Origin of the sequence: Candidatus Methylomirabilis limnetica (genome assembly GCF_003044035.1) — a bacterium.
GTDB classification, from domain to species: domain Bacteria; phylum Methylomirabilota; class Methylomirabilia; order Methylomirabilales; family Methylomirabilaceae; genus Methylomirabilis; species Methylomirabilis limnetica.
In genome coordinates this window covers 155669-180988 of the sequence record NZ_NVQC01000022.1, presented here as the reverse complement: position 1 = coordinate 180988, position 25320 = coordinate 155669, and the positions used below count along the sequence as shown (strand labels likewise).

The 25320-nt window shown below is 56.7% G+C and carries 29 protein-coding genes and 5 tRNA genes; all 34 read left to right on the top strand.

Annotated features, from left to right (window positions below; all coding sequences use genetic code 11):
* The first annotated feature begins 50 nt into the window (after window positions 1–50).
* The 34 genes from CLG94_RS08220 to CLG94_RS08055 all read left to right on the top strand — a co-directional run bounded on the left by CLG94_RS08220 (window position 51) and on the right by CLG94_RS08055 (window position 25250).
* Window positions 51–126, top strand: a tRNA-Thr gene (locus CLG94_RS08220).
* Between the two features lie 39 nt (window positions 127–165).
* Window positions 166–250, top strand: a tRNA-Tyr gene (locus tag CLG94_RS08215).
* A gap of 91 nt (window positions 251–341) precedes the next feature.
* Window positions 342–418: transfer RNA gene (locus CLG94_RS08210), tRNA-Gly, on the top strand.
* Window positions 419–634: 216 nt separating this feature from the next.
* Window positions 635–710, top strand: a tRNA-Thr gene (locus CLG94_RS08205).
* A gap of 102 nt (window positions 711–812) precedes the next feature.
* A complete protein-coding gene (gene tuf / locus CLG94_RS08200) occupies window positions 813–2015 on the top strand; it encodes an elongation factor Tu (RefSeq protein ID WP_107562466.1) in 1203 nt (400 codons plus the stop codon).
* 81 nt (window positions 2016–2096) lie between these two features.
* The gene (gene rpmG, locus CLG94_RS08195) at window positions 2097–2246 is read left to right on the top strand and encodes a 50S ribosomal protein L33 (RefSeq protein ID WP_107562487.1); all 150 of its coding nucleotides are present in this window, start codon (window positions 2097–2099) and stop codon (window positions 2244–2246) included.
* Window positions 2247–2343: 97 nt separating this feature from the next.
* Window positions 2344–2419: transfer RNA gene (locus CLG94_RS08190), tRNA-Trp, on the top strand.
* A gap of 165 nt (window positions 2420–2584) precedes the next feature.
* A complete protein-coding gene (gene secE, locus CLG94_RS08185) occupies window positions 2585–2779 on the top strand; it encodes a preprotein translocase subunit SecE (RefSeq protein WP_107562485.1) in 195 nt (64 codons plus the stop codon).
* Window positions 2780–2810: 31 nt separating this feature from the next.
* Window positions 2811–3341: a transcription termination/antitermination protein NusG gene (nusG, locus tag CLG94_RS08180; protein ID WP_107562834.1), complete on the top strand. Its 531-nt coding sequence runs from the start codon at window positions 2811–2813 to the stop codon at window positions 3339–3341.
* Window positions 3342–3390: 49 nt separating this feature from the next.
* Complete coding sequence (rplK, locus tag CLG94_RS08175; RefSeq protein WP_107562483.1) at window positions 3391–3813, top strand: 50S ribosomal protein L11; 423 nt, start codon at window positions 3391–3393, stop codon at window positions 3811–3813.
* Window positions 3814–3923: 110 nt separating this feature from the next.
* A complete protein-coding gene (rplA, locus tag CLG94_RS08170) occupies window positions 3924–4631 on the top strand; it encodes a 50S ribosomal protein L1 (RefSeq protein ID WP_107562482.1) in 708 nt (235 codons plus the stop codon).
* A 31-nt stretch (window positions 4632–4662) separates the two neighbouring features.
* Window positions 4663–5178, top strand: a complete 516-nt coding sequence (gene rplJ, locus CLG94_RS08165; protein WP_161954089.1) for a 50S ribosomal protein L10 — start codon at window positions 4663–4665, stop codon at window positions 5176–5178.
* Window positions 5179–5255: 77 nt separating this feature from the next.
* A complete protein-coding gene (gene rplL, locus CLG94_RS08160) occupies window positions 5256–5648 on the top strand; it encodes a 50S ribosomal protein L7/L12 (protein WP_107562478.1) in 393 nt (130 codons plus the stop codon).
* A 27-nt stretch (window positions 5649–5675) separates the two neighbouring features.
* Window positions 5676–9692: a DNA-directed RNA polymerase subunit beta gene (gene rpoB, locus CLG94_RS08155; protein WP_107562476.1), complete on the top strand. Its 4017-nt coding sequence runs from the start codon at window positions 5676–5678 to the stop codon at window positions 9690–9692.
* Between the two features lie 67 nt (window positions 9693–9759).
* The gene (gene rpoC, locus CLG94_RS08150) at window positions 9760–13857 is read left to right on the top strand and encodes a DNA-directed RNA polymerase subunit beta' (RefSeq protein ID WP_107562474.1); all 4098 of its coding nucleotides are present in this window, start codon (window positions 9760–9762) and stop codon (window positions 13855–13857) included.
* A 76-nt stretch (window positions 13858–13933) separates the two neighbouring features.
* Window positions 13934–14311: a 30S ribosomal protein S12 gene (gene rpsL / locus CLG94_RS08145; RefSeq protein ID WP_107562472.1), complete on the top strand. Its 378-nt coding sequence runs from the start codon at window positions 13934–13936 to the stop codon at window positions 14309–14311.
* Between the two features lie 105 nt (window positions 14312–14416).
* Entirely contained in the window at window positions 14417–14887 is a 471-nt protein-coding gene (gene rpsG, locus CLG94_RS08140; protein WP_107562470.1) for a 30S ribosomal protein S7, read from the top strand.
* A 104-nt stretch (window positions 14888–14991) separates the two neighbouring features.
* Complete coding sequence (fusA, locus tag CLG94_RS08135; protein ID WP_107562468.1) at window positions 14992–17085, top strand: elongation factor G; 2094 nt, start codon at window positions 14992–14994, stop codon at window positions 17083–17085.
* A gap of 33 nt (window positions 17086–17118) precedes the next feature.
* Window positions 17119–18321 carry an elongation factor Tu gene (gene tuf, locus CLG94_RS08130; RefSeq protein WP_107562466.1) on the top strand — a complete coding sequence of 401 codons (1203 nt, stop codon included), beginning with the start codon at window positions 17119–17121 and terminating at the stop codon, window positions 18319–18321.
* 18 nt (window positions 18322–18339) lie between these two features.
* Window positions 18340–18648 carry a 30S ribosomal protein S10 gene (gene rpsJ, locus CLG94_RS08125; protein WP_018129900.1) on the top strand — a complete coding sequence of 103 codons (309 nt, stop codon included), beginning with the start codon at window positions 18340–18342 and terminating at the stop codon, window positions 18646–18648.
* Window positions 18649–18716: 68 nt separating this feature from the next.
* Window positions 18717–19349: a 50S ribosomal protein L3 gene (rplC, locus tag CLG94_RS08120; protein ID WP_107562464.1), complete on the top strand. Its 633-nt coding sequence runs from the start codon at window positions 18717–18719 to the stop codon at window positions 19347–19349.
* Between the two features lie 4 nt (window positions 19350–19353).
* Entirely contained in the window at window positions 19354–19989 is a 636-nt protein-coding gene (gene rplD, locus CLG94_RS08115; RefSeq protein WP_107562463.1) for a 50S ribosomal protein L4, read from the top strand.
* Window positions 19986–20276: a 50S ribosomal protein L23 gene (locus tag CLG94_RS08110; RefSeq protein WP_107562461.1), complete on the top strand. Its 291-nt coding sequence runs from the start codon at window positions 19986–19988 to the stop codon at window positions 20274–20276. Before rplD ends, CLG94_RS08110 begins: the two co-directional genes overlap by 4 nt.
* The gene (gene rplB / locus CLG94_RS08105; RefSeq protein WP_107562459.1) at window positions 20277–21101 is read left to right on the top strand and encodes a 50S ribosomal protein L2; all 825 of its coding nucleotides are present in this window, start codon (window positions 20277–20279) and stop codon (window positions 21099–21101) included.
* Between the two features lie 85 nt (window positions 21102–21186).
* On the top strand, window positions 21187–21471 hold the full coding sequence (gene rpsS, locus CLG94_RS08100; RefSeq protein WP_107562457.1) for a 30S ribosomal protein S19: 285 nt from the start codon (window positions 21187–21189) through the stop codon (window positions 21469–21471).
* A 16-nt stretch (window positions 21472–21487) separates the two neighbouring features.
* Window positions 21488–21835 carry a 50S ribosomal protein L22 gene (gene rplV, locus CLG94_RS08095; protein ID WP_107562455.1) on the top strand — a complete coding sequence of 116 codons (348 nt, stop codon included), beginning with the start codon at window positions 21488–21490 and terminating at the stop codon, window positions 21833–21835.
* 73 nt (window positions 21836–21908) lie between these two features.
* Entirely contained in the window at window positions 21909–22616 is a 708-nt protein-coding gene (gene rpsC, locus CLG94_RS08090) for a 30S ribosomal protein S3 (protein ID WP_107562454.1), read from the top strand.
* A 6-nt stretch (window positions 22617–22622) separates the two neighbouring features.
* A complete protein-coding gene (rplP, locus tag CLG94_RS08085) occupies window positions 22623–23042 on the top strand; it encodes a 50S ribosomal protein L16 (RefSeq protein ID WP_107562452.1) in 420 nt (139 codons plus the stop codon).
* Window positions 23043–23050: 8 nt separating this feature from the next.
* The gene (gene rpmC, locus CLG94_RS08080; protein WP_107562449.1) at window positions 23051–23281 is read left to right on the top strand and encodes a 50S ribosomal protein L29; all 231 of its coding nucleotides are present in this window, start codon (window positions 23051–23053) and stop codon (window positions 23279–23281) included.
* On the top strand, window positions 23278–23547 hold the full coding sequence (gene rpsQ, locus CLG94_RS08075; RefSeq protein WP_107562448.1) for a 30S ribosomal protein S17: 270 nt from the start codon (window positions 23278–23280) through the stop codon (window positions 23545–23547). Before rpmC ends, rpsQ begins: the two co-directional genes overlap by 4 nt.
* A 69-nt stretch (window positions 23548–23616) precedes the next feature.
* Entirely contained in the window at window positions 23617–23985 is a 369-nt protein-coding gene (rplN, locus tag CLG94_RS08070) for a 50S ribosomal protein L14 (protein ID WP_018129907.1), read from the top strand.
* 27 nt (window positions 23986–24012) lie between these two features.
* On the top strand, window positions 24013–24345 hold the full coding sequence (rplX, locus tag CLG94_RS08065; RefSeq protein WP_107562446.1) for a 50S ribosomal protein L24: 333 nt from the start codon (window positions 24013–24015) through the stop codon (window positions 24343–24345).
* A gap of 82 nt (window positions 24346–24427) precedes the next feature.
* The gene (gene rplE, locus CLG94_RS08060) at window positions 24428–24970 is read left to right on the top strand and encodes a 50S ribosomal protein L5 (RefSeq protein ID WP_107562832.1); all 543 of its coding nucleotides are present in this window, start codon (window positions 24428–24430) and stop codon (window positions 24968–24970) included.
* Between the two features lie 94 nt (window positions 24971–25064).
* Window positions 25065–25250: a type Z 30S ribosomal protein S14 gene (locus CLG94_RS08055; protein ID WP_018129948.1), complete on the top strand. Its 186-nt coding sequence runs from the start codon at window positions 25065–25067 to the stop codon at window positions 25248–25250.
* The last annotated feature ends 70 nt before the right edge of the window (window positions 25251–25320 follow it).

The following is a 25320-nucleotide window of genomic DNA, read 5'->3' as shown; positions in this document are numbered from 1 at the left end:
ATATCGACATTGCGCGTTTCTCAAAATAGTCATAGCCTACTAGCTTGTGTGCTGGCGTAGCTCAGCTGGCAGAGCAGCTGATTTGTAATCAGCCGGTCGGGGGTTCAAATCCCTTCGCCAGCTCCACGGGGAGCTAGCATCCGGGGAGATTCTGAATGGGGATGCGGGGAGATACCCAAGCGGCCAAAGGGGGCAGACTGTAAATCTGCTGGCGTTGCCTTCGGAGGTTCGAACCCTCCTCTCCCCACCATTGGAACGGGCTCGTGCAGGGGGTGCCAGACCAGAGACGAGGTGCTCCCTCGACGAGATTCTCTAGTGTCGAGCAACTGCTACAAGCGTGGGCGGGAATAGCTCAGTTGGCTAGAGCGTCAGCCTTCCAAGCTGAGGGTCGCGGGTTCGAATCCCGTTTCCCGCTCCAGAGAGCGTATTAATTTGTCATTCGCGTCGGCTTACTTCTCTACCGTTATTCCTTAGTACTCGCTCGCCGGTGAAAGAGGAAGCAGAAGACTCGATCAGCGGGTAGAGATGAACTCTCGATCGATGGAGTGTGTTCGGGGGAGTCGGAGAGAACGAGTCGCGCAGCTACCCCATGTGCGTGAGTCGTGACGTAGTGGATTGAGACCTCGGTGGACCAGCCCACGTAGCTCAGTTGGCAGAGCACATCCTTGGTAAGGATGAGGTCACCAGTTCAATCCTGGTCGTGGGCTCCAGGTAGTCTTCTTCGTGTATACTCGATAGGGACGGCTGAATCCGCCCTCGGCGGATAAGTGCCGGAAGGGAAAAAGGGATCACCCTTCAGGCTGGGAGGTGTTATGGGCAAGGCTAAGTTTGAGCGGACGAAAGAGCACATGAACATCGGGACCATCGGGCACATCGACCACGGGAAGACCACCCTGACCGCGGCGATCACGAAGGTCCTGCACGCGGCGAACGCGAAGGTCGCCTTCGTCCCCTTCGACCAGATCGACAAGGCACCGGAGGAGAAGGAGCGGGGGATCACCATCAACATCGCCCACGTCGAGTACGAGACGGCCAAGCGTCACTACGCCCATGTCGACTGCCCCGGCCACGCCGACTACATCAAGAACATGATCACCGGCGCCGCCCAGATGGATGGCGCGATCCTGGTCGTCGCCGCCTCCGAGGGGCCCATGCCCCAGACGCGTGAGCACATCCTCCTCGCTCGTCAGGTCAACGTTCCGAACCTCGTCGTCTTCCTGAATAAGGTCGACCTGGTCGATGACCCCGAACTGATCGAGCTCGTCGAGCTGGAGGTCCGTGAGCTGCTGACGCTCTACAACTTCCCCGGGGACGAGACCCCAATCATCCGCGGCAGCGCACTAAAAGCGCTGGAGACCGGCAGCGGGCTGCGGACCGACCCCGACGCCGCACCCATCTTCGAGCTCATGGACGCCGTGGACAGCTTCTTCCCCATGCCCGTCCGGGTCCTTGACAAGCCGTTCCTGATGCCTATCGAGGACGTCTTCTCGATCTCCGGGCGCGGGACCGTTGTCACCGGCCGTATTGAGCGCGGCATCATCAAGGTATCAGACGAGGTCGAGCTCGTCGGCATCCGGGACACCCAGCGGACCGTGGTGACCGGCGTCGAGATGTTCCGCAAGCTCCTCGACCAGGGCCAGGCGGGGGACAACGTCGGGCTCCTGCTGCGGGGGACCAAGCGCGAGGAAGTCGAGCGTGGCCAAGTGGTGGCGAAGCCTGGCTCCATCCCGCCCCACTTGCGCTTTAAGGCCGAGGCGTACATCCTCACCAAGGAAGAAGGTGGCCGTCACACCCCCTTCTTCAACGGCTATCGGCCCCAGTTCTACTTTCGAACGACAGACGTGACCGGCGTCTGCACGCTCCCAGCAGGAACCGAGATGGTCATGCCGGGGGATAACGTGAGCCTCACGGTCGAATTGATCCAGCCGATCGCCATGGAGAAGGAGCTGCGTTTCGCAATCCGCGAGGGGGGCCGCACTGTTGGGGCCGGCGTGGTGAGCGAGGTCGTGGAGTAGGGGCGTGGGTTTGGAGCGGGGTTTGCGTCTTACAGGTGGCGAGAGCCTTCCCTTAAAAAATAGTGAGCGTACGGAGCATCGATGCGTGAGATAATTACATTAGCCTGCGGTGATTGCAAGAGGCGGAATTACACAACGACGAAGAGTAAACAGAATACCCCTGATAGACTCGAACTGAGTAAGTACTGTCGTTGGTGTCGCAAGCACACCGCCCATAAGGAAGCAAAGTAAACAGTCTCGAGTTTCGCGTTTCGAGTTTCGCGTTGATGACGGAATCTGGAGCGACCCGGAACCCGAAACCCGGAACCCGGAACCCGAAACCTTTCAGAGGCCAGTAGCTCTAACGGCAGAGCACCGGACTCCAAATCCGGGTGTTGGGGGTTCAAATCCCTCCTGGCCTGCCATGTGATGGCGTGAGGATCTTTCACAGTTCGAGGGAGCAAATTTTCGGCAGCGGGTCGGTGGCATCAGGTTCACCCTCCGAAGATCACAGGTTTACGTGTAAGGTCTTTGGCGCTAGAGAGAGATTTCCGCCGAAGTCGGAGAGTTGGAGGAGCAGAAAAACGACGATGATGGAACGATGGCAGCAGTTGGTTCAATTCTTACAAGAGGTCAGGACTGAGCTGAAAAAGGTCCATTGGCCCACAAGGAAAGAGGTTGTGGGCTCTACTGTCGTAGTCATCGTGTCGGTTATTATTGTCTCGTTCTTTCTTGGAGGTATTGACGTCATATTGCAATGGCTGCTCACTTTGGTAGTCAGGTAGCCAGGAGTAGCTGATGCCAGCAGGTCAAACTATGCCGCAAAGTTGGTATGTAATCCATACGTATTCGGGTTTTGAGAATAAGGTGAAGGGAAGCATTGAGCAGCGGGCTGCCGCCATGGGGCTAGCTGACAAGATCTCCCAGGTCGTTATTCCCACTGAAGACGTGGTCGAGCTCAAGAAGGGGAAACGAACGGTTTCCTCGCGGAAATTCCTTCCAGGGTACGTTCTGATCAAGGCAGAAATGTCGGAGGATATTTGGTATCTCGTCAAGAATACCCCGAAAGTGACTGGCTTTGTTGGCCCGGCTACGCAACCAACTCCAGTTCCAGAGGAACAGGTGCAAGCCATCCTGCAGCAGGTAGAGGAGGGGGCTGAGCGACCCAAACATAGGGTCATGTTCCTGCGTGGGGAAAGTGTTCGAGTTATCGACGGTCCGTTCGCCAACTTCACTGGCCTCGTTGATGAGGTTAAGCCCGAAAAGGGGCGGCTAAAGGTTATGGTCAGCATCTTCGGAAGGCCGACCCCGGTGGACCTTGAGTTCCTACAGGTTGAAAAGGTCTGAAAGAACAGCTCACAGCTAGCAGCTAACAGCTTCTGCATTTGAGGTCTTTATGGCGAAAAAAGTTACAGCGATCGTAAAACTTCAGGTCCCAGCCGGTAAGGCCAACCCAGCGCCGCCGGTCGGCCCTGCACTCGGACAGCACGGCGTCAACATCATGGAGTTCTGTAAGGCCTTTAATGCACTGACAGCATCGGAAGAGGGCCTGGTGATCCCTGTTGTCATCACTATCTACGCGGACCGGTCCTTCACTTTCATCACCAAGACCCCCCCTGCAGCAATCCTGTTAAAGCAGGCCGTTGGGATCGCGAAGGCCTCTAAGGAACCGAACCGTACGAAGGTAGGCAAGGTGACCAGGATGCAGGTGGAAGAGATTGCGCGAACGAAGATGCCGGACTTGAATGCGCTATCACTTGAGTCGGCTGTCAGGATTATCGAGGGAACGGCGAGGACTATGGGGATTGATGTAGTCTAAGAACAGGGTTGAGGGTCTAGGGTCTAGGGTTTATAAGGGGAACGCGATCCGCTTCATCTCCTCTATACCCTGCACCCTCTACCCTATACCCTTTCTTTCAGGGGTGGGATATGTCGAAAGCTGGAAAGCGCTATGGGGTGGCTACTGAGGCAGTGACACGGGTTGGTGCATGCGACTTGGCTAAGGCGATAGAGGCAGTAAAGTCGAATGCCGGCGCGAAGTTTGATGAGACCATGGAAATCGCTGTCTGCCTGGGGGTTGATCCGAAGCATGCCGATCAGATGGTGAGGGGCACGGTCGTGTTGCCTCATGGCACAGGGAAGAGTGTTCGGGTGCTGGTCTTCATGAAGGGCGAACAAGAGAAGGATGCGCGTGAGGCTGGCGCTGATTATGTTGGCTGTGAAGACCTGATAGAGAAGATTCAACAGGGATGGCTTGAGTTCGATCGGGCAATTGCTACCCCGAACGTCATGGGTCTGGTGGGACGCCTCGGAAAGGTTCTCGGACCTCGGGGATTGATGCCCAACCCTAAGACCGGCACCGTCACCTTCGATGTTGGAAAAGCGGTCAGGGAGTTTAAGGGCGGAAAGATTGAGTATCGCACGGAGAAGGCAGGGATCGTGCATGCGCCTTTCGGTAAGGCCTCCTTTACGGCGGACCAGCTCCGTGAGAATGCCGTGGCTTTGCTGGAGGCGTTGCTCCGGGCCAAGCCGGCCTCCAGCAAGGGTCGATACCTTAATGGGGTCACCATATCGTCAACAATGGGACCGGGTATAAAGGTGGAGCTTGACACCTTGGTGGGGTTGGCAAAGAGCTAGGGAAGCCACCTTGTCTTGCAGGGAGGGGACAGTGAAGCAGACGGAAAAGGCAACGGTAGTTGATGAACTCAAGACTGGGCTAGCAGGGGCGACTGTAGCCATATTGGCAGATCCTCGGGGGCTCAGTGTAAGCGATTTGACTGAACTGAGAAAAATGCTCCGCCAACAGGGGATGGCTCTCCGGGTCGTTAAGAATACTCTCGCCAGATTGGCCGTCACGGGGACGGAACTCCAGGAGCTAAAGCCTTACCTCGTTGGCCCGACAGCGATTGTCCACGGGAAAGGTGATCCTACCGCGCCTGCTAAGCTCTTAGCCTCTTTCATCAAGACGAAATCGACCTTCCAAATCAAAGCCGGTTTCGCAGAGGGAAGAGTGCTGGTTAGCCAAGAGGTAATGGCGCTTGCTGATCTCCCTCCACGTGAGGTGCTTGCGGCCAGGCTCGCTGGTATTCTGCAATCCCCCCTTCGCGGCCTCGTGACTGTACTTTCTGGGCCGCTTCGTTCGCTCCTGATGGTTCTGGAGGCGGTGAGACAACAGAAAGAGTAAAGAACCGGCCCTGGCCCTGGAGCGGCTTGGGCATCGTCGACACACGTGTTACTACGTAGCCAAGGAGAGGATTGACGATGGCAAAGGTCACAGCTGATGACGTATTAGACTCGATTGAGCAGTGGAGTGTCTTGGACCTCAACAAGCTGGTGAAAGGGATTGAGGAAAAGTTTGGCATTTCCGCTGCGGCGATGATGCCTGCGATGGCGGTAGGTCCAGGAGGGGCTTCCGCTGCTGCAGCGGCACCAACTGAGGAAAAGACGGAATTCTCGGTCATCCTCGCTTCTGTGGGGGAAAAGAAGATCCAGGTGATCAAGGAGGTGAGGGCAATCACCGGCCTTGGTCTGAAAGAGGCAAAGGACCTGGTCGAGGGCGCTCCTAAGGCGGTAAAGGAAGGACTATCAAAGGCTGAGGCGGAAGCGATCAAAGCGAAGATCGAGGCGACTGGCGCGACCGCAGAACTTAAATAAAGCAGGAAGAAAAGGAGTCAAGGACGTATGGCCCTCGCAAAGAAGAGCGTGGCAGCCGAGCGCTGGAGTTTTAGCAAAATCAAAGAGGTGATCTCTATCCCCAATCTGATTGAGATCCAGCGACGGTCCTTCGATCAGTTCCTGCAAATGAAGGTTCCTCCGCACGCGCGGGAGGAGATCGGCCTTCAAGGGGCTTTCGCCAGCATCTTCCCGATTTTCAATTACGACAATTCAGCGTCCCTGGGTTTTGTTAAGTACGAGTTCGGGGTGCCCAAGTACGGCGCAGAGGAATCCCTGGAGAAGGGGATGACTTACTCCGTTCCGATCAAGGTGACCCTTCGCCTGATCGTCTGGGATAAGCCAGTCAGTTCCGAGGCCAGCAGCATCAGGGACATTAAAGAGCAAGAGGTCTACTTGGGGGAGATGCCCTTGATGACGCCGCAGGGTACCTTCATTATCAATGGGACCGAGCGGGTGGTGGTCAGCCAACTCCACCGCTCACCGGGGGTCTTCTTCGACCATGACAACGGTAAGACTCACCCGAGCGGCAAGATCCTCTACTCTGCTCGCCTCATCCCATATCGAGGCTCGTGGCTGGAATTCGAGTTTGATTCGAGCGATGTGCTCCATGTCCGGGTGGACCGAAGACGAAAGTTTCTAGCCTCGATCCTGCTGCGGGCGATCGGCTACGGGACTAATGAGGAGATCCTGAACCTATTCTATGAGCGGGATGTATTGCGCGTAGAGGAGGGGAAGGATTTCCTGATTCCTGTGGGTTCACCTGGCGCGACCAGCTTTCGGGTGAACAAGGATATTTCCGATCCTCACAGTAAGCAACTGATTCTTGGGGCGACCAAGCGAATCACGAAGGTGGCCCAGAAGCGACTGCAGGCTTTGAAGATTACGGAAGTACCACTGTATAAAGAAGATCTCATCGGCCGATTTGCAGCCGCTGACATTGTGGACACAAAGAGCGGCGAGGTAATCCTTGAATGTGCGCAGGAGATCACAGAAGAAGTGCTGGAGCAGGTCCTCAAAAGCGAACTGAGCAGCTTCTCCGTGCTTGCCAGCCGCGCGGGTCAGGATATGTTCGAGATTCGGGAGAACATTATTCGGGACTCGACTCGCTCTGAAAAGGATGGCCTGACTGAGATTTATCGAAGAATGCGACCGGGCGATCCGCCGAACGAGGGAGCGACCAAGGCGTTCCTCGAAACTATCTTCTTTAATCCGAAGCGCTACGATCTTTCCAAAGTCGGGCGCCTGAAGATCAATCGCAAGCTTGGCCTTGAGGTGCCGCTTGAGGTTCATACCCTCATGTGCCGCCGATATCGGCCTGCCGGTATGGAAGGGCGGATGGGCCAGGTAGACGATATCGTGGAGACTATCCGGTACCTACTCAGGCTGAAGCACGGGGAGGCCGGGACCTCCGTAGATGACATCGACCATCTGGGCAATCGCCGGATTCGGTCGGCTGGGGAGCTCCTGGAAGAACAGTTCCGGGTCGGATTGGCTCGAATGGAGCGGGCGGTCCGAGAGCGAATGAGTACACAGGAGCTGGAGACCCTGATGCCGCACGATCTGGTGAACGCCAAGCCGGTCACGGCAGCGCTGAAGGAGTTCTTCGGCAGCTCCCAGCTCTCCCAGTTCATGGACCAGACCAATCCGCTAGCTGAGCTGACCCATAAGCGGCGGCTGTCAGCCTTAGGTCCTGGAGGGCTATCGCGGGAGCGGGCAGGGTTCGAGGTCCGGGACGTGCACCCGACACACTACGGTCGGATGTGTCCCATCGAAACGCCGGAAGGCCCCAACGTTGGGCTTATCGCCAGTCTCTCTACCTATGCCCGCGTCAACGATTTTGGCTTCATCGAGACGCCTTATCGCAAGGTCCGGGGTATGGCCGTGACCGACGAGATCGAGTACCTGACGGCCGATGAAGAGGAGAAGTACACTATCGCACAGGCCAACGCAGAGGTGGACGGACGGGGACGTTTCACGTCAGATCGGGTCTCGGCACGATCCGGAGGTAACTTTGTCACGGTTCCCCCAGCCAATGTCGAGTATATGGATGTCGCTCCGAAACAACTTGTTGGAGTGTCCACTTCGCTTGTCCCATTCCTCGAACACGATGACGCCAATCGTGCCCTGATGGGCGCCAACATGCAACGTCAGGCAGTCCCCCTCCTGCGGCCGGAGGCTCCAGTAGTCGGAACCGGGATGGAATATCCTGCGGCGAAGGACTCTGGGGCGGTCGTGGTGGCCCAGCGTGGAGGGATCGTCGAATCGGTAACCGCTGACCGAATCATCGTCCGCTCCTCGGACGGCAAAGGTGACGACGGCGGGGACGATTCAGGAGTAGACATCTACACCCTGATAAAGTTTCGCCGTAGCAACCAGAATACCTGTATCACGCAGAAGCCGATTGTGAGTAAGGGCGATCGGATCGCCAAGGGCCAGGTGATCGCCGATGGTCCGGCTACCCAGAACGGCGAACTGGCGCTCGGGCAGAATGTCCTGACGGCCTTCATGGTATGGGGTGGGTATAACTTTGAGGATGCAATCCTGATAAGCGAGCGGCTCATCAAGGAAGACCGCTTTACCTCCATCCACATCGAGGAGTTCGAGATCGAAGCTCGCGAGACCAAGCTGGGGAAGGAGGAGATCACGCGAGACACCCCGAACGTGGGCGAGGACGCGCTCAAAGATCTCGACGAGAGTGGGATCGTCCGGATTGGAGCCGAGGTGAAGCCCGGGGATATCCTGGTTGGGAAGGTCACCCCCAAAGGTGAAACCGTGCTCACCCCAGAAGAGCGACTGTTGCGAGCTATCTTTGGCGAGAAGGCCGAGGATGTACGGGACGCCTCGCTCTATGTCCCGCCTGGGATTAGCGGTACCGTCGTCGATGTGAAGGTCTTCTCCCGAAAAGGGATCGAGAAGGACGAGCGGGCCAAGTCGATCGAGGACGAAGAGGTTAGCCGACTCCGCAAGGACTTCGAAGACGAGATCAGTATCATCGCTGCAGATCGGGATAGGAAGCTGCGATCCCTTCTCGATGGCCTGAGTGTCAGTAAGGAGGTCCGGAGCAGGCTCACGCGTAAGGTTATGGTTGCCAAGGACAAGAAGTTGACCGGCGAGACCCTGGATGCGCTGTCCCATGAGGACATGGTGGATCTCGCAGGGCGATTAGACGAAGAGTTGGGTCGGAAGGCGAGTAGGATCGGTGACGCGTCCGATAACCAGGTCCACGTCTTGCAGACGCTCTTGGATGAGCGAGTCAGCAGAGTGACCCGAGGTGATGAGCTCGCCCCTGGGGTCTTCAAGATGGTCAAGGTCTACGTGGCCATGAAGCGAAAGCTCTCTGTCGGCGATAAGATGGCTGGTCGACATGGGAATAAGGGCGTTATCGCGAAGATTCTACCCGAAGAGGATATGCCCTATCTACCTGATGGGACGCCTGTCGAGGTGGTCCTGAATCCTCTGGGCGTGCCTTCCAGGATGAACGTGGGCCAGGTTCTAGAGACCCACCTGGGCTGGGCGGCCAGGGCCTTGGGGCTGCGGGTCGCCTCACCGGTCTTTGATGGAGCTACGGAGAAGGAGATCAAGGTCTGGCTCAAGCGAGCTGGTCTCCCTGTTACGGGGAAGACCGTTCTTTATGACGGACGAACCGGGAAGCCGTTCCATCAGGAGGTGACGGTTGGCTATATCTACATTATGAAGCTGGCCCATCTCGTGGATGACAAAATTCATGCTCGCTCCATTGGGCCCTACTCGTTGATCACTCAGCAGCCCCTGGGGGGCAAGGCTCAATTCGGCGGACAGCGATTTGGAGAGATGGAGGTGTGGGCTCTGGAGGCGTACGGGGCCGCCCATATCCTGCAAGAGATCCTGACCGTGAAGTCAGACGATGTGGTGGGGCGAACCAAGATGTACGAGTCGATTGTCAGGGGCGACTGTACCCTCGAGCCTGGACTCCCGGAATCTTTCAACGTCCTGGTCAAGGAGCTACAAAGCCTTGCGCTGGATGTCGAGCTGAAAAAAGAGTAGCCCCTGAAAGACAGCGATCAGCTGTCAGCTAATAGCTGAGAGCCGTTCTCGGGCGGAGGTAATAGCGTTGGATAAGTTTTTCGGGTTCTACGATGAAAAGACCATTGATCCCACCAGTTTCAAAGCCATCCGGATCGGACTAGCTTCGCCAGAGAAGATTCGGTCGTGGTCCTTCGGAGAGGTGAGAAAACCGGAGACCATTAACTACCGGACGTTTAAGCCGGAGCGAGACGGGCTCTTCTGTTCTAAGATCTTCGGTCCGACAAAGGATTGGGAGTGCAACTGCGGTAAGTATAAGGGCATCAAGCATAAGGGGGTTGTCTGCGACAAGTGCGGCGTGGAGGTGATCAGGAGTAAAGCGCGACGACAGCGGCTGGGCCACATCGAGCTGGTCTCACCGGTGGTCCACGTCTGGTTTTATAAAGGCGTTCCAAGTCGAATCGGCTATCTCCTTGATATATCCCTCCGAGATCTGGAGAGGGTCCTCTACTTCGAAGCGTATGTTGTGTTGAACCCGGGCAAGACTCCCCTCTCCTTGAAACAGCTCTTGACCGAGGATCAACATCGCCTGGCATATGAAGAGTACGGGGACGGCTTTAAGGCGGGGATGGGCGCAGCGGCTATTCGGGATCTGTTGAAGCGGCTGAACCTTCGCGAACTGGCGGAAGAGCTCCACGCGCAAATGCCCCTGGAGACCTCTCAACAGGGCCGTAAGAAGGCCACTAAGCGGCTGCGAATCGTGGAGGCCTTCATCAATTCCGGCAATCGACCGGAGTGGATGATTCTGGACGCGATTCCAGTCCTGCCACCTGAGCTTCGGCCGCTGGTCCCCCTTGACGGGGGGCGTTTTGCCACATCGGATCTGAACGATCTCTATCGACGAGTAATCAATCGCAACAACCGACTCAGGCGTCTCATTGAACTCCGGGCGCCTGATATCATCGTCCGTAACGAGAAGCGGATGCTGCAAGAAGCAGTTGACGCTCTGTTCGATAATGGCCGTCGTGGCCGCGCGCTGAAGGGGCAGAATAACCGTCCGCTCAAGTCCCTTTCTGAAATGCTGAAGGGAAAGCAGGGGCGCTTCCGCCAGAACCTACTCGGGAAAAGGGTGGACTATTCCGGGCGATCGGTGATCGTGGTGGGACCCGAATTGAAGCTGCACCAGTGTGGTCTGCCAAAGAAGATGGCTCTTGAGCTATTCAAACCCTTCATCTTCAGGAAGCTACTCAAGGACGGCGTTGTCACCACCATCAAGAGTGCCAAGAAGCTGGTAGAAAAGGGTAAGCCTGAGGTATGGGATGCCCTGGAGGAGGTGATTCACGAGCACCCGGTCCTCCTGAACCGTGCCCCGACGCTGCATCGGCTGGGCGTGCAGGCCTTTGAACCCGTACTGGTGGAAGGCGAAGCGATCAAGATTCATCCCCTGGTCTGCGCGGCCTTCAATGCTGACTTTGACGGTGACCAGATGGCCGTCCATGTGCCTCTGTCGCCGGAGGCCCAGATTGAAGCCTCGGTGCTGATGTTGGCTTCCCATAATATCCTTTCTCCGGCAAACGGTTTGCCTGTCGTTACCCCAAGCCAGGATATCGTGCTGGGTTGCTACTACCTGACTCGGAGCAGGTCTGGCGAGAAGGGCGAGGGCCATGTGTTCTCCGATATGGACGAGGTCAGGGCGGCCTATGATGCCGAGGAAGTGGGTTTGCTGGCCAGGGTCAAGGTCCGCTTCGAAGGCGAAATGATTGAGACCACCGTGGGGCGCTGCATCTTCAATGAGCACTTGCCGGAGACGCTCCGGTTCATCAACCAGGAGATGAATAGACGGGAGTTGACCCGTCTCGTTGCGCAGTGCCACTACCTTCTCGGGAATGTGGAAACAGTAAAGCTTCTGGACAACCTGAAGGACCTCGGGTTCAGATACGCCACGCTCGCCGGCATCTCGATTGGCATCGACGACATGCATATTCCATCTACCAAAGGCGCGTTGATCGACGATGCCCATAAGGAGATCGTCAAGATCGATGGTGAATATCAGGATGGTCTGATCACCAAAGGCGAGCGTTACAATAAGATTATCGACATCTGGACCCACGTAACCGAACGCGTGTCGGACGAGATGTTCCGAGAGATCGAGGCTGAGGAGAAGGGGGAATTCAACCCGGTCTTCATGATGGCCGACTCTGGCGCGAGAGGCAGCCGGCAGCAGATCAGGCAGTTGGCAGGCATGCGCGGCTTGATGGCCAAACCCTCCGGAGAGATCATCGAGACCCCAATCACCGCGAACTTCCGGGAGGGGCTCACTGTTCTTCAGTACTTTATCTCAACTCACGGGGCGCGAAAGGGCCTGGCAGATACGGCCCTGAAGACGGCCGATTCCGGCTATCTCACTCGCCGATTGGTAGACGTGGCGCAGGATGTCATCGTGGCCGAGATGGATTGCGGTACGCCCAACGGGATATGGGTCACCCCCCTCATCGAAGGGGGCGAGATCATCCAGCCCCTGCGTGATCGAATCCTCGGTCGGGTAGCCCTGGATGAAATTCTTGATCCCTTCACGGGAGAGGTGTTGGTAGAGGCCAATCAGGAGATCGTGGAGGTGCTGGCCAGCAATATCGAAAATGCCGGCCTCGATAGGGTCAAAATTCGCTCGGTCCTTACCTGCGAGGCGCGACGAGGTATCTGCATCAGGTGCTACGGCCGCAACCTTGCTACCGGCAGGCTGGTGGAATTGGGAGAGGCGTGCGGTGTCATAGCGGCGCAGTCTATCGGTGAGCCTGGGACCCAGTTGACCATGCGAACTTTCCACATAGGGGGTACTGCGAGCCGTTCTGTCGAGCAGAGTACTCTCGAATGCAAGGGAACGGGGATCGTCAGGTTCACGAGCCTGCGTACGGTTAAGGCCCCCAAGGGCGACTACGTGGTGATGAACCGGAATGGTACGATCAGCGTCATCGATGAGAAGGGCCGCAAGAAAGAAAGCTACCCTGCAGTCTACGGTGCTCACCTGAAAGTGGAGGATGGCGCGACAGTGAAAGCTGGGCAGGTGTTGATGGAGTGGGATCCCTTTACGAACGCGATCTTGACAGAACACGGTGGAATGGTGCACTTTCGGGATGTCGTCGAGGGGGTGACCATCAGGGAGGAAGTGGATGAGGTCACCGGCCTATCTCAGCGGGTCGTAGTGGAGCACGGACGGGAGGACTTGCAGCCTCGGGTCTCGATTAAGGACGAGCATGGCGCGACCGTCTTCCGCTGCCTGCTGCCTGTCAGCGCTCACATCATGGTGAGCGAGGGGCAGATGGTGTCGGCTGGAGACAGTGTGTCGAGGATCCCGCGGGAGACGATGAAAACCAAGGACATCACGGGTGGTCTCCCACGGGTGGCTGAGCTATTCGAGGCACGCAGGCCAAAGGATGCTGCTGTCATCTCCGAGATCAACGGTCATGTAGAATTGGGTGGCATCGCCAAGGGCATGCGTAAGCTTTCCGTCAGGGACGAGCACGGCGTGCCCAGAGAATACTTGATTCCGCGACGTCGGCATATCAATGTGCTGGAGGGGGATGAAGTCAAGGCTGGCGAGCCCTTTATGGACGGCCCCATAAACCCGCACGATATCCTGGACGTGTTGGGCGAACAGGAACTGCAGAAGTATCTGGTAAATGAAATCCAGGAAGTCTACCGGCTCCAGGGGGTACAGATCAACGACAAGCATATTGAGGTAATCGTCAGGCAGATGCTCAAGCGGGTGCTGGTCGAGGCGTCTGGAGATACTCACTTCTTGATCGGCGAGCATGTTGATAAGGCTACTTTCCTAGAGGAGAACCATCGCGCAATGGCCTCAGGCGGGGCCGCTGCCACCGCTAAGCCTCTTCTCTTAGGCATTACGAAGGCGTCACTCTCCACTGACAGTTTCATCTCTGCCGCCTCGTTTCAGGAAACCACTAAGGTCTTGACAGAGGCAGCCATCAATGGGGCGAGGGATGAATTGCGTGGCCTGAAAGAGAACGTCATCATGGGGCGACTGATTCCGGCTGGCACAGGGATGAGGTGGTACAGAGACACGACGATTTCCACACCTGAGGTGGCGTTGTCGAAGGCGGCCTTAACGGGGGCGATTGTGGCAGTTGACCGGGGACCGGACGAGCTGGATGCGTCGCTTGATAATTAAAATAAGTAATGAAAGGGCTTGACAATAGACAGCGAGTCTGTATAATAACGAGATTGCCATAGAGAGGGAGGAATCGGTGCCCACCATTCACCAGTTAGTTCGTAAGGGTCGAGCCGCAGCCGTCAAGAAGGCCAAGACGCCGGCGTTACAGGGATGTCCCCAGCGACGCGGGGTATGCATTCGTGTCTATACGACCACCCCAAAGAAACCGAATTCGGCCCTTCGAAAGGTGACCAGGGTTCGCCTCAGTAATGGAATTGAGGTGACAACGTATATTCCGGGAGTCGGGCACAATCTGCAGGAGCACTCCATTATTCTGATCAGGGGAGGTCGTGTCAAGGATCTGCCGGGCGTCCGCTATCACGTGATTCGTGGTGCTCTTGATACGGCGGGAGTCCAGGATCGCAAACAGGGCCGATCACTTTACGGCGCCAAGAGACCAAAGATCAGTTAACGACCTTCGGTATTGAAGAGAGATCGGCTCTTCACGCACCTTGCCTGAAGCGCCGATTTTGATTTTCCGGTTACGTGGACGACCAACTATTTCGGAGAGCGCGCAATGCCCAGACGAAAAGTAATTGAGAAACGAGAGACCCTCGCTGATCCTGTTTATAGTAACCGAATGGTTACGAAGTTTATCAATAGCATGATGGTTCAAGGCAAGAAAAGCGTTGCCGAGTCGATTGTCTACGGGTCAATGAAGATCATTGAGGATCGGGCTAAAACCGACCCGTTGCGAATGTTCAAGCAGGCCGTTGACAACGTCAAACCAGTACTTGAAGTTAAGTCGCGTCGGGTAGGGGGTGCGACCTATCAGGTACCGGTGGAGGTCCGAGCGGAGCGACGGAACTCCCTGGCGTTTCGTTGGATCATTGGCTTCTCCAGAAAGCGCACAGAGAAGACGATGGCAGAGCGGCTCGCTGCCGAGTTGATTGAAGCTGCGGCTAACCGGGGAAGCTCGGTGAAGAAGAAGGAAGATACGCACAAGATGGCGGAAGCGAATAAGGCGTTTGCCCATTATCGCTGGTAATCACCAGTTTCGAGTTTCACGTTTAGAGTTTCGGGTCGGCATGCGCCGCTCGGAACCCGACACCCGAAACTCGGGACTCAAAACCCGAAAGTCGGAACATCAAGATGCCTGATATATATCCAATAGATACGGTCAGAAACATCGGAATTATGGCGCACATTGACGCCGGGAAGACTACTACCACCGAGCGGATCCTGTACTATACCGGCAGGACGTATAAGATCGGAGAGGTGCACGAGGGGTCCACCGAGATGGACTGGATGGAGCAGGAGCGTGAGCGTGGAATAACGATCACCTCAGCCACCACCACCTGCTTCTGGCGGGACCATCGCATCAATATCATCGACACGCCCGGACACGTCGATTTTACGGTTGAGGTTGAGCGATCGCTTCGAGTGCTGGATGGGGCGGTGGCCCTCTTCGACGCGGTGGCCGGCGTGGAGCCCCAGTCTGAGACGGTGTGGCATCAAGCAGACAAGTACGGTGTTCCCCGGATCGCCTTCATCAATAAGATGGATCGGATGGGGGCTAATTTTGATATGTGCGTTCGAATGATCGCTGAGCGTCTGGGGGCTGTTCCATTGGTTGTGCAGCTTCCCATTGGTAGTGAGGATCATTTCGAGGGTGTCGTAGACCTGATCCGGATGAAGGCGGTGATCTGGGACGATGAGGCTCTAGGGGCGAACTACAGGGAGGATGAAATCTCTGAGGAGATGCGCTCACTGGCTCATGCTGCTCGCGAGCGGATGCTGGAGACCATCGCTGAAGTGGACGATAGCTTCCTCGTCCGCTATGTGGATGGTCTCGCGGTTGGACCGGAGGAGATCAAAACCGCGATTCGTGGCGCGGCGCTCAAGCTCCTGCTGGTCCCGGTTCTTGCTGGCGCCTCGTTCAAGAACAAGGGTGTCCAGCTATTACTCGATGCCGTGGTAGACTATCTCCCGTCCCCGATCGACCTACCGCCCATCGAAGGTCTTGATTCGACGCGCACAAAGTCTGTGGTCCGGGTCCCGAAGATAAGTGACCCCTTCTCAGCCTTAGTGTTTAAGATCATGACGGATCCCTATGTGGGACAACTGGCCTTCTTCAGGGTCTACTCAGGCACCCTCACGTCAGGGAGCCACGTGTATAACTCTACGCGAGGCACACGGGAGCGTATTGGACGGCTGCTGCAAATGCATGCCAACAAGCGCGAGGAGATCAAAGAGGTCTTTGCCGGTGACATTGCGGCTGCCGTAGGGCTCAAGGGTGCCAAAACGGGCGACACCCTGTGCGATGAGGGCAACCAGATTATTCTGGAATCGATCGTTTTTCCTGAGCCGGTGATCTCTGTGGCCATTGAGCCGAAAACGAAAGAAGGGCAAGATAGGCTCGCGACGGGACTTCAAGCTTTGGCTAATGAGGATCCGACATTTCGCGCCAGCACGGACGAAGAGACTGGCCAGACGATCATCTCCGGAATGGGAGAGCTGCATCTCGAGATTATCGTCGACAGGCTCCAACGGGAGTTTCGAGTTGAGGCCAATGTCGGCAAGCCAGAGGTTGCCTATCGTGAAACCGTGACGACCACTGCCGAGGCTGAGGGTAAGTATGTGCGGCAAACCGGTGGGCGTGGACAGTACGGACACGTCTGGCTCAAAGTGGAACCCTCCACCGCTCAATCGGGATTTGAATTTGTCAATAAGATTGTTGGTGGCGTCGTGCCCAAAGAGTATATCTCCGCGGTGGAGAAGGGTGTTAAGGAGGCATTGCATACCGGGGTGGTGGCCGGCTACCCCGTCATTGATTTGAAGGTTACCCTCTTTGACGGATCGTATCACGAGGTCGACTCCTCGGAGATGTCGTTTAAGATCGCAGGCTCAATGGCTTTCAAAGAGGGGACCAGGCGCGCGAAGCCGGTTCTGCTGGAACCGATTATGCGAGTCGATGTCTCTACGCCGGAGGCCTTCCTGGGTGAGGTTATCGGTAATCTGAACTCGCGTCGTGGTCGGGTGATTGGGATTGAGGCTAGATCTGTCGCCCAGGTGATTCAAGCGGACGTACCGCTCTCCGAGATGTTTGGGTACGCCACTGACCTCCGTTCAGCGACCCAGGGTCGGGCCGCCCACTCGATGCAGTTTTCACGCTACGAACCGGTCCCCGCCAGTATTGCTGGGGAGATTGTGGCCCGTATGGGTGGACGACACGGCGGACGGTAATCGGATTCGGTTTCGCATCTAAAGGAGTTGACTATGGGCAAGGCTAAGTTTGAGCGGACGAAAGAGCACATGAACATCGGGACCATCGGGCACATCGACCACGGGAAGACCACCCTGACCGCGGCGATCACGAAGGTCCTGCACGCGGCGAACGCGAAGGTCGCCTTCGTCCCCTTCGACCAGATCGACAAGGCACCGGAGGAGAAGGAGCGGGGGATCACCATCAACATCGCCCACGTCGAGTACGAGACGGCCAAGCGTCACTACGCCCATGTCGACTGCCCCGGCCACGCCGACTACATCAAGAACATGATCACCGGCGCCGCCCAGATGGATGGCGCGATCCTGGTCGTCGCCGCCTCCGAGGGGCCCATGCCCCAGACGCGTGAGCACATCCTCCTCGCTCGTCAGGTCAACGTTCCGAACCTCGTCGTCTTCCTGAATAAGGTCGACCTGGTCGATGACCCCGAACTGATCGAGCTCGTCGAGCTGGAGGTCCGTGAGCTGCTGACGCTCTACAACTTCCCCGGGGACGAGACCCCAATCATCCGCGGCAGCGCACTAAAAGCGCTGGAGACCGGCAGCGGGCTGCGGACCGACCCCGACGCCGCACCCATCTTCGAGCTCATGGACGCCGTGGACAGCTTCTTCCCCATGCCCGTCCGGGTCCTTGACAAGCCGTTCCTGATGCCTATCGAGGACGTCTTCTCGATCTCCGGGCGCGGGACCGTTGTCACCGGCCGTATTGAGCGCGGCATCATCAAGGTATCAGACGAGGTCGAGCTCGTCGGCATCCGGGACACCCAGCGGACCGTGGTGACCGGCGTCGAGATGTTCCGCAAGCTCCTCGACCAGGGCCAGGCGGGGGACAACGTCGGGCTCCTGCTGCGGGGGACCAAGCGCGAGGAAGTCGAGCGTGGCCAAGTGGTGGCGAAGCCTGGCTCCATCCCGCCCCACTTGCGCTTTAAGGCCGAGGCGTACATCCTCACCAAGGAAGAAGGTGGCCGTCACACCCCCTTCTTCAACGGCTATCGGCCCCAGTTCTACTTTCGAACGACAGACGTGACCGGCGTCTGCACGCTCCCAGCAGGAACCGAGATGGTCATGCCGGGGGATAACGTGAGCCTCACGGTCGAATTGATCCAGCCGATCGCCATGGAGAAGGAGCTGCGTTTCGCAATCCGCGAGGGGGGCCGCACTGTTGGGGCCGGCGTGGTGAGCGAGGTCGTGGAGTAGGGGGTAGAATTGGTAAAGATGGAAAATCAGCGAATACGAATTAGGCTGAAGGCCTATGATCATCGAATCCTTGACCAGTCGGCCAGGGAGATTGTCAGTACGGCGCAACGAACGGGTGCAAGGGTGTCTGGGCCCATTCCGCTACCGACAAAAATTAGTCGGTTTACGGTCTTACGCTCACCTCACATCGATAAGAAATCTCGCGAACAGTTCGAGATTCGGACGCATATTCGCCTGATGGATATCCTGGATGCGCAGCCCCAGACTGTAGACGCCCTCATGCGACTCGATCTGCCTGCCGGCGTCGATGTCGAGATTAAGCTCTAACAGCTATCAGCTATCAGCACTCAGCTTCTAGCTGAAAGCTGACGGCTGAATGCTAAAGGCTATTTGATATGAGCATAGGATTGCTTGGCAAAAAGGTCGGAATGACGCAACTATTCGACGAAAGTGGTGTTGCCGTCTCGGTTACTATCATCGAGGTGGGTCCGTGTCCAGTGGTGCAGCGAAGGACCATCAGCACCAACGGCTATGAGGCGGTTCAGATCGGCTATCAGGCGGAACGCAAGGCCCAGAACGTCACTAAGCCTCTCAAGGGCTACTTCGACAAGGCCAAAGTCGCTCCGCAGAAGTATCTGAGGGAGTTTAGACTGGAGCCCACGGAGGATTCGAATTATTCTATTGGCCAGATATTGACCGTGGGCCTCTTCGAGCAGGGAGAGAAAGTCCGAGTTACTGGTATCACAAAGGGCAAAGGGTTTCAGGGCGGGGTCAAGCGGTGGGGGTATCGAGGCGGTCCTGCGACCCATGGCTCTATGTTCCATCGAGCACCAGGCTCAATCGGCGCATCGTCCTTTCCGTCGCGCGTCTTCAGGGGACACCATATGCCAGGACGGATGGGTACCGATACGATGACCGTCAAAGGGCTCAAGGTGGTGAAGGTTATTCCAGAGCAGAACCTGTTGTTGGTTCGCGGTGCAGTACCTGGGCCGGCAGGTGGCCTGGTCACGATCAGCAAGCGAGGCTAAGGCGATGGCAGTCATGGTCCAGGCTTTAGATACGAATGGTCTGAAAATGGCGGATTTCGCCCTTGATGAGGCGATTTTCGATGCTGCTGCGGTGCCGCAGCTCCTGCACGACGTCGTCAAGATGCAACTCGCGAATCGGCGTCAGGGGACCGCTTCAACCCGCACGCGGTCTGATGTTCGCGGGGGCGGGAAAAAACCTTGGAAGCAAAAGGGGACAGGGCGGGCTCGGGCTGGATCGAGTCGATCACCCTTGTGGCGCGGCGGAGGGACCGTGTTCGGTCCCAAGCCTCGGAGCTATAGCTACGCAGTGCCGCGACAGGTGCGGGCTGCCGCGCTTCGTGCTGCCCTTTCTGATAAGGTCCGGGCCGGGCAGTTTATGGTGTTGGAGAGTCTCTCGCTGGAGGAGCCAAGCACCAAGGCATTCAAGACGCTGCTGGAGAAGTTGGGTGTTGCTGGGCGAGCCCTGATCATCACAGAACGAGTTCAGCGAGATGATGCGACATCCATGTCGTGCCGCAATCTGCCCTATCTCACGCTTTTACCGACCCAGGGGCTGAACGTGTATGATATCCTGAGGCATGATGTCCTTATCATGACCAAGAATGCGGTGAGCGTGGTAGAAGAGGCGTGGAAGCCATGAAAGAGCCATACCAGATTATCCGTCGTCCTCTTATCACTGAGAAGGGGACAGATTTGAAGGAGCACAGCAACCAGTACCTCTTCGAGGTAGCCCGAGGTGCGAATAAAATCGAAATCAAGCGTGCGGTCGAATCGCTGTTTCGGGTAAAGGTACTGTCTGTGCGGACGCTCAACGTCAACGGCAAAAAGAAGCGGGTAGGCCGCTTTGTCGGTCAGACACCAAGTTGGAAGAAGGCGGTGGCAACCCTGAAAGTCGGGGAAAGCATCGAGTTCTTCGAGGGAGTATAGATGCCGATCAGAGCATACAAGCCGACATCCGCAGGCAGGCGCTTCCAGACGGTTCTGACGTACGACGATGTGACTAAAGCTACCCCGGAGAAGGCGCTTCTCCGTCCGCTCGTCAAGGGCGGGGGACGAAACAGTGCTGGTAGGATCACTGTTCGGCATCGTGGGGGTGGACACAAACGTCAGTATCGCCTCATCGATTTCAAGCGTGACAAAACCGGGGTCCCCGCAAAGGTGGCGTCGATTGAGTACGATCCGAACCGTTCTGCGCGAATAGCTCTCCTGCACTACGCGGATGGGGAGAAGCGGTACATCGTTGGGCCGCTTGGCCTTCAGGTCGGTGAGCAGGTGATGTCCGGTCGCGATGCTGATGTCAAGATCGGCAACGCCCTCCCATTACGCAAGATTCCAGTCGGCATGACGCTTCATAACCTTGAGTTGAAGCCCGGCAAGGGAGCTCAACTGGCTAGAAGCGCTGGATCCGGCGTGCAATTTTTAGCTAAAGAGGGTAACTACGGCTTGGTGAAACTTCCCTCTGGGGAGGTACGTCGGATCAGTCTTGATTGTATGGCGGTTATTGGTCAGGTAGGGAACCTGGACTACGAGAAAGTCTCGTTAGGGAAGGCTGGTCGGTCCCGATGGCTTGGGGTCAGGCCGTCAGTTCGTGGAGTGGCCATGAACCCTCATGACCACCCGATGGGCGGTGGCGAAGGGAAATCCTCCGGTGGTCGCCATCCCTGTAGTCCATGGGGGAAGCTAGAGCGAAAAACCAGGAAGAAGAGAAAAGCATCGGATCGCTTTATCTTGAAGCGCAGAAAAAAAGATTAGCATTGCACGTTTCGAGCTCCTAGTTAGGCGTGCAAGGCTGCTCGATCTAGAAACCTGAAGTTCGAAACTATTCACGGAGGTTAGCGTGGCACGGTCACTAAAAAAGGGTCCGTACGTGGATCCTAAGCTACTTAAAAAGATCGAGGCGATGAACGACGGTAGGGAGAAGAAGATCGTCAAGTCCTGGTCGAGGCGGTCTGTCATCCTTCCTGAGTTCGTTGGCCACACGCTGGCGATTCATAACGGCAAGAAATTTATCCCGATCTACATTAGCGAGAACATGGTTGGGCACAAGCTTGGGGAGTTTTCTCCAACTAGAACCTTCCGTGGGCACGGGTCGCATACGGCGCGTTCTTCTGCGCTAAAATAAGGGGGTAGTATCGATCATGGAATGTCGCGCAGTTGGCCGATTCATCGGGATCCCGGCACGTAAGGCGAGGCTGGTCGTTGACCTAGTTCGCGGGTGCGGCATTAATCAGGCCCTCAACACCATGAAGTTTACGAAAAAGTATGCCGCCAAGGTTGTGGAGAAGATTCTCAAGTCGGCGCTGGCGAATGCGCAGCATAACCATGGAGCGAAGAACGTTGATCGATTGTTTGTGAAGGAGGCCTTTGTGAATCAGGGTCCGACCACGAAGCGGATGCGGCCTCGCGCCATGGGACGGGCAAATACCATAAGGAAGCGAAGTAGCCACATCACTATCGTCCTCACGGAGAAGGAATCTGCCCGATGACTCCATCCTTACGAAAGGATAGGATCTACCATACTCCAGTGAGGCTTAGTTTGAGCAGGATGGCGGAGGCGTAATGGGACAGAAGGTACACCCTATAGGATTTCGGCTGGGCTTCATCAAGCCATGGCGGTCCAGGTGGTTTGCCACGAAGGGGTATGCAGATGCTTTGCATGAAGACCTCAAATTCCGGAGCTTCATCAAGGAGCGCGTCTATCACGCTGGCGTGTCCGGGATCGATATCGAGCGGAAGGCTGATCAGATTCGCATTATAATACATACCGCGAGGCCCGGTATTATTATCGGCAAGAAGGGTTCTGAGGTCGACAAGCTGAAAGTGGCCCTCTCCGGTATGTCTAAAAAGCCGATTCAGTTGGATATCGTCGAAGTTCGAAGGGCGGAGTTGGACGCCCAGCTGATCGCCGAGCAGGTCGCTTCTCAATTGTTGCGCCGGGTAGCCTACAGGCGAGCCATGAAAAAGACGGTGCAATCCTCAATGCGGCTAGGCGCTCAGGGGGTGCAGATTGTATGCGCCGGGCGGTTGGCTGGAGCAGAGATTGCCCGCAAAGAGCGATATCGCGAGGGTCGGATGCCATTGAGTACCATGCGAGCCGACATCGACTTCGGGTTCACTCAGGCTAAGACTACGTATGGGCTGATCGGGGTCAAGTGTTGGGTGTATCATGGGGAAGCAACTCCTGAGACTGTGGCGGCCCAACCGGAACGCGAGGCACCTCAAGACCGCCAGCGGCGGCCGAAGGGGCTTACCCCGGTGCAGAGCTAGAACGCGATGCTGATACCTAAGCGAGTTAAATTCAGGAAACAACACCGTGGTCGGCGATCCGGACTCGCCATCCGGGGATCGACGTTAGCGTTTGGCGCGTTTGGTCTGAAGGCTCTGGAAGCTGCCTGGATTACCAACCGCCAGATCGAGGCCGCCCGGCGAGCGATCACCCATCATGTCAAGCGGGGAGGCAAGGTGTGGATCCGAATCTTCCCGGATAAACCCATTACGAAAAAGCCGGCGGAGACCCGGATGGGTAAGGGAAAGGGTGCGCCGGAAGGATGGGTGGCGGTCGTCAAGCCTGGCCGTATCCTGTGTGAGATGGAAGGGGTGACTGAGGCAACGGCTAAAGAGGCAATGCGGCTTGCTGCGCATAAGCTCCCCATAGCCACACGGTTTGTGTCTCTTACGATGCTGGCGAGCTGAGGGTGACGATGAGTGTCATGGATGCGAAGGAGTTTCGTGAATTGAGCGCGGCAGAGCTAAAACAGAAGCTCCGCGATGTAAGAGATGAACTCTTCAAGTTGAAGTTGAGGGCGTCATCGTCGCCACTTGAGAACCCTGCGCGTATCCGGCGACTTCGCCGGGAGGTCGCCATCGGAGAGACGGTGCGGACAGAGTTCTTGCGTAAACAGGCATCATCAGGGGTGGAGCGGACGCCATGACCGAGCAGGTAAAGAGAAGTCGTCGGAAGATTTTGGTGGGGGTCGTGGTGAGCGACAAGATGCAAAAGACTGTCGTTGTGATGGTTGAGCGGCTTGTTCGGCACGACGCCTATAGTAAAATGGTCCGCCGCCGGACAAAGGTGAAGGCCCACGACGAAGAGGGTCGTTGCGGCATGGGGGACAAGGTGGCCATTGAAGAGGCTCGCCCCCTGAGCAAAGAGAAGCATTGGCGGGTGACAGAAATCCTGGAGAAGGCGGTTGTGTAGGGGTAGGCGCCTCACCGTTAGCCCTCGCCTCAATCATTGCCTGGATGGACACGAGGAAGGTAGACGATCATGATCGGCTTACGAACAATCATGGAAGTGGCCGACAATTCCGGCGCCAAGCGAATCTCCCTGATCAAGGTTCTGGGAGGATCGGGGAAGCGGTATGCCCGCTTGGGCGACGTCATCGTCGCGAACGTCAAAGAGGCGGTCCCGGAGGGTTCGGTGAAGAAGGGCGAGGTGGTAAAAGCAGTGGTGGTCAGGACGGCGAAGGAGATGCGGCGTAAGGATGGCTCTTACATCAAGTTCGATCGAAACGCCGCCGTACTCTTGAACGAGCAGAATAACCCGATCGGCACCAGAATCTTTGGTCCGGTGGCCCGAGAGCTGCGTGAAGCTCGGTTTATGAAAATTATCTCCCTGGCGCCAGAGGTTGTGTAAGATGGCGTTGGCTGAATCTGTGAGGGCATGATGGCGGTGGGACAGGGGCTTCATGTCAGGAAGAATGATCTGGTTGCCGTTATCGCTGGGAAGGATAAGGGGAAGCGTGGTAAGGTTCTGAAGGTGATCCCTAAGACCCAGCGAGCAGTGGTGGAAAAGGTCAACCTCATCAAGAGGCATACGAAGCCTGGGGGGGCTTCAAAGCAGGGGGGGATCCTTGAACGTGAGAACCCTATGCACGCGTCGAATCTGATGTTGGTATGCAATAAATGTGACCGCCCTGTCCGTGTCGGCGTTAGTCGCCTCGCTGACGGAAAAAAGGTGCGGGTGTGCAAAAAGTGTGGCGAGATAGTTGGTTAGGGGAATATTGATGGCAGACGAGACCAAAACCAAAAAGAAAGAGAAGTCAGCCGCGAAAGAGTCGCGTGTGGAGTCTCGCACGCTGCCACGACTTCGCGAGCGCTTTCGTGATGTGATCGCTCCTGCCCTTATGAAGCAGTTCAGGTATAAGAATGTCTGGCAGGTCCCACGCCCCTCTAAGGTCGTCATCAATATGGGACTGGGGGAGGCTGTAGCGAATGTGAAGGTGATCGACGCTGCGGTCGAGGAGCTGACGGTCGTAACGGGACAGAAGCCGATCGTAACGCGCGCCAGGAAGTCTGAAGCAGGATTCAAGCTTAGGGAGGGGATACCCATCGGTTGCAAGGTCACCCTGCGTGGGGATCGGATGTATGAGTTCCTCGATCGATTCGTGAGTGTTGCGCTACCACGAATTCGGGACTTCAGAGGCGTGCCGGCGAAGTCGTTCGATGGCCGTGGTAATTACAATCTGGGTGTGAAGGAACAACTTATCTTCCCGGAGATCAAATACGATAAGGTGGAAGCGGTTCGGGGTATGGATATCGCTATTGCGACTTCAGCTAAAACGGATGAGGAGGCGCGTGCGCTCCTTGAGCATTTCGGTTTCCCCTTTCAGAAGAGCTAGCGGCACAAAGAGCGGTCAGTTATCAGCAAAGAGGTGACGCGCGTTCGTTTTATTGAAAGCTGACCGCTGATCACTGAAAGCCGGGGAGTAATGTATGGCAAAGCTTTCGTTAATTCTTAAGAGCCAACGGCAGCCGAAGTTTCAGGTACGCGGCTATCACCGCTGTCGCGCCTGTGGGCGACCGCGGGGCTACATCAGGAAGTTCGAGATGTGTCGGATCTGCTTTCGGGATCTGGCTCTTCGTGGCGAGATCCCAGGCGTCATCAAGGCGAGTTGGTAGGATATTATGACCCTCAGGCTCGAAGCCTTGAGCTCTCTTGGCGCTGAACCTCGAACACTAAACGTAGAAC

Coding starts and splice junctions, on each gene's coding strand:
- rplP (WP_107562452.1), top strand. CDS start 22,623: ATGCTGATACCTAAGCGAGTTAAATTCAGGAAACAACACCGTGGTCGG.
- CLG94_RS08055 (WP_018129948.1), top strand. CDS start 25,065: ATGGCAAAGCTTTCGTTAATTCTTAAGAGCCAACGGCAGCCGAAGTTT.
- rpsQ (WP_107562448.1), top strand. CDS start 23,278: ATGACCGAGCAGGTAAAGAGAAGTCGTCGGAAGATTTTGGTGGGGGTC.
- rpsG (WP_107562470.1), top strand. CDS start 14,417: ATGCCCAGACGAAAAGTAATTGAGAAACGAGAGACCCTCGCTGATCCT.
- tuf (WP_107562466.1), top strand. CDS start 813: ATGGGCAAGGCTAAGTTTGAGCGGACGAAAGAGCACATGAACATCGGG.
- rplC (WP_107562464.1), top strand. CDS start 18,717: ATGAGCATAGGATTGCTTGGCAAAAAGGTCGGAATGACGCAACTATTC.
- rplB (WP_107562459.1), top strand. CDS start 20,277: ATGCCGATCAGAGCATACAAGCCGACATCCGCAGGCAGGCGCTTCCAG.
- rpmG (WP_107562487.1), top strand. CDS start 2,097: ATGCGTGAGATAATTACATTAGCCTGCGGTGATTGCAAGAGGCGGAAT.
- CLG94_RS08110 (WP_107562461.1), top strand. CDS start 19,986: ATGAAAGAGCCATACCAGATTATCCGTCGTCCTCTTATCACTGAGAAG.
- rplD (WP_107562463.1), top strand. CDS start 19,354: ATGGCAGTCATGGTCCAGGCTTTAGATACGAATGGTCTGAAAATGGCG.
- nusG (WP_107562834.1), top strand. CDS start 2,811: ATGCCGCAAAGTTGGTATGTAATCCATACGTATTCGGGTTTTGAGAAT.
- secE (WP_107562485.1), top strand. CDS start 2,585: ATGATGGAACGATGGCAGCAGTTGGTTCAATTCTTACAAGAGGTCAGG.
- fusA (WP_107562468.1), top strand. CDS start 14,992: ATGCCTGATATATATCCAATAGATACGGTCAGAAACATCGGAATTATG.
- rplX (WP_107562446.1), top strand. CDS start 24,013: ATGATGGCGGTGGGACAGGGGCTTCATGTCAGGAAGAATGATCTGGTT.
- rpsC (WP_107562454.1), top strand. CDS start 21,909: ATGGGACAGAAGGTACACCCTATAGGATTTCGGCTGGGCTTCATCAAG.
- rplN (WP_018129907.1), top strand. CDS start 23,617: ATGATCGGCTTACGAACAATCATGGAAGTGGCCGACAATTCCGGCGCC.
- rpoB (WP_107562476.1), top strand. CDS start 5,676: ATGGCCCTCGCAAAGAAGAGCGTGGCAGCCGAGCGCTGGAGTTTTAGC.
- rpsJ (WP_018129900.1), top strand. CDS start 18,340: ATGGAAAATCAGCGAATACGAATTAGGCTGAAGGCCTATGATCATCGA.
- rplK (WP_107562483.1), top strand. CDS start 3,391: ATGGCGAAAAAAGTTACAGCGATCGTAAAACTTCAGGTCCCAGCCGGT.
- rplA (WP_107562482.1), top strand. CDS start 3,924: ATGTCGAAAGCTGGAAAGCGCTATGGGGTGGCTACTGAGGCAGTGACA.
- rpmC (WP_107562449.1), top strand. CDS start 23,051: ATGAGTGTCATGGATGCGAAGGAGTTTCGTGAATTGAGCGCGGCAGAG.
- tuf (WP_107562466.1), top strand. CDS start 17,119: ATGGGCAAGGCTAAGTTTGAGCGGACGAAAGAGCACATGAACATCGGG.
- rplL (WP_107562478.1), top strand. CDS start 5,256: ATGGCAAAGGTCACAGCTGATGACGTATTAGACTCGATTGAGCAGTGG.
- rplV (WP_107562455.1), top strand. CDS start 21,488: ATGGAATGTCGCGCAGTTGGCCGATTCATCGGGATCCCGGCACGTAAG.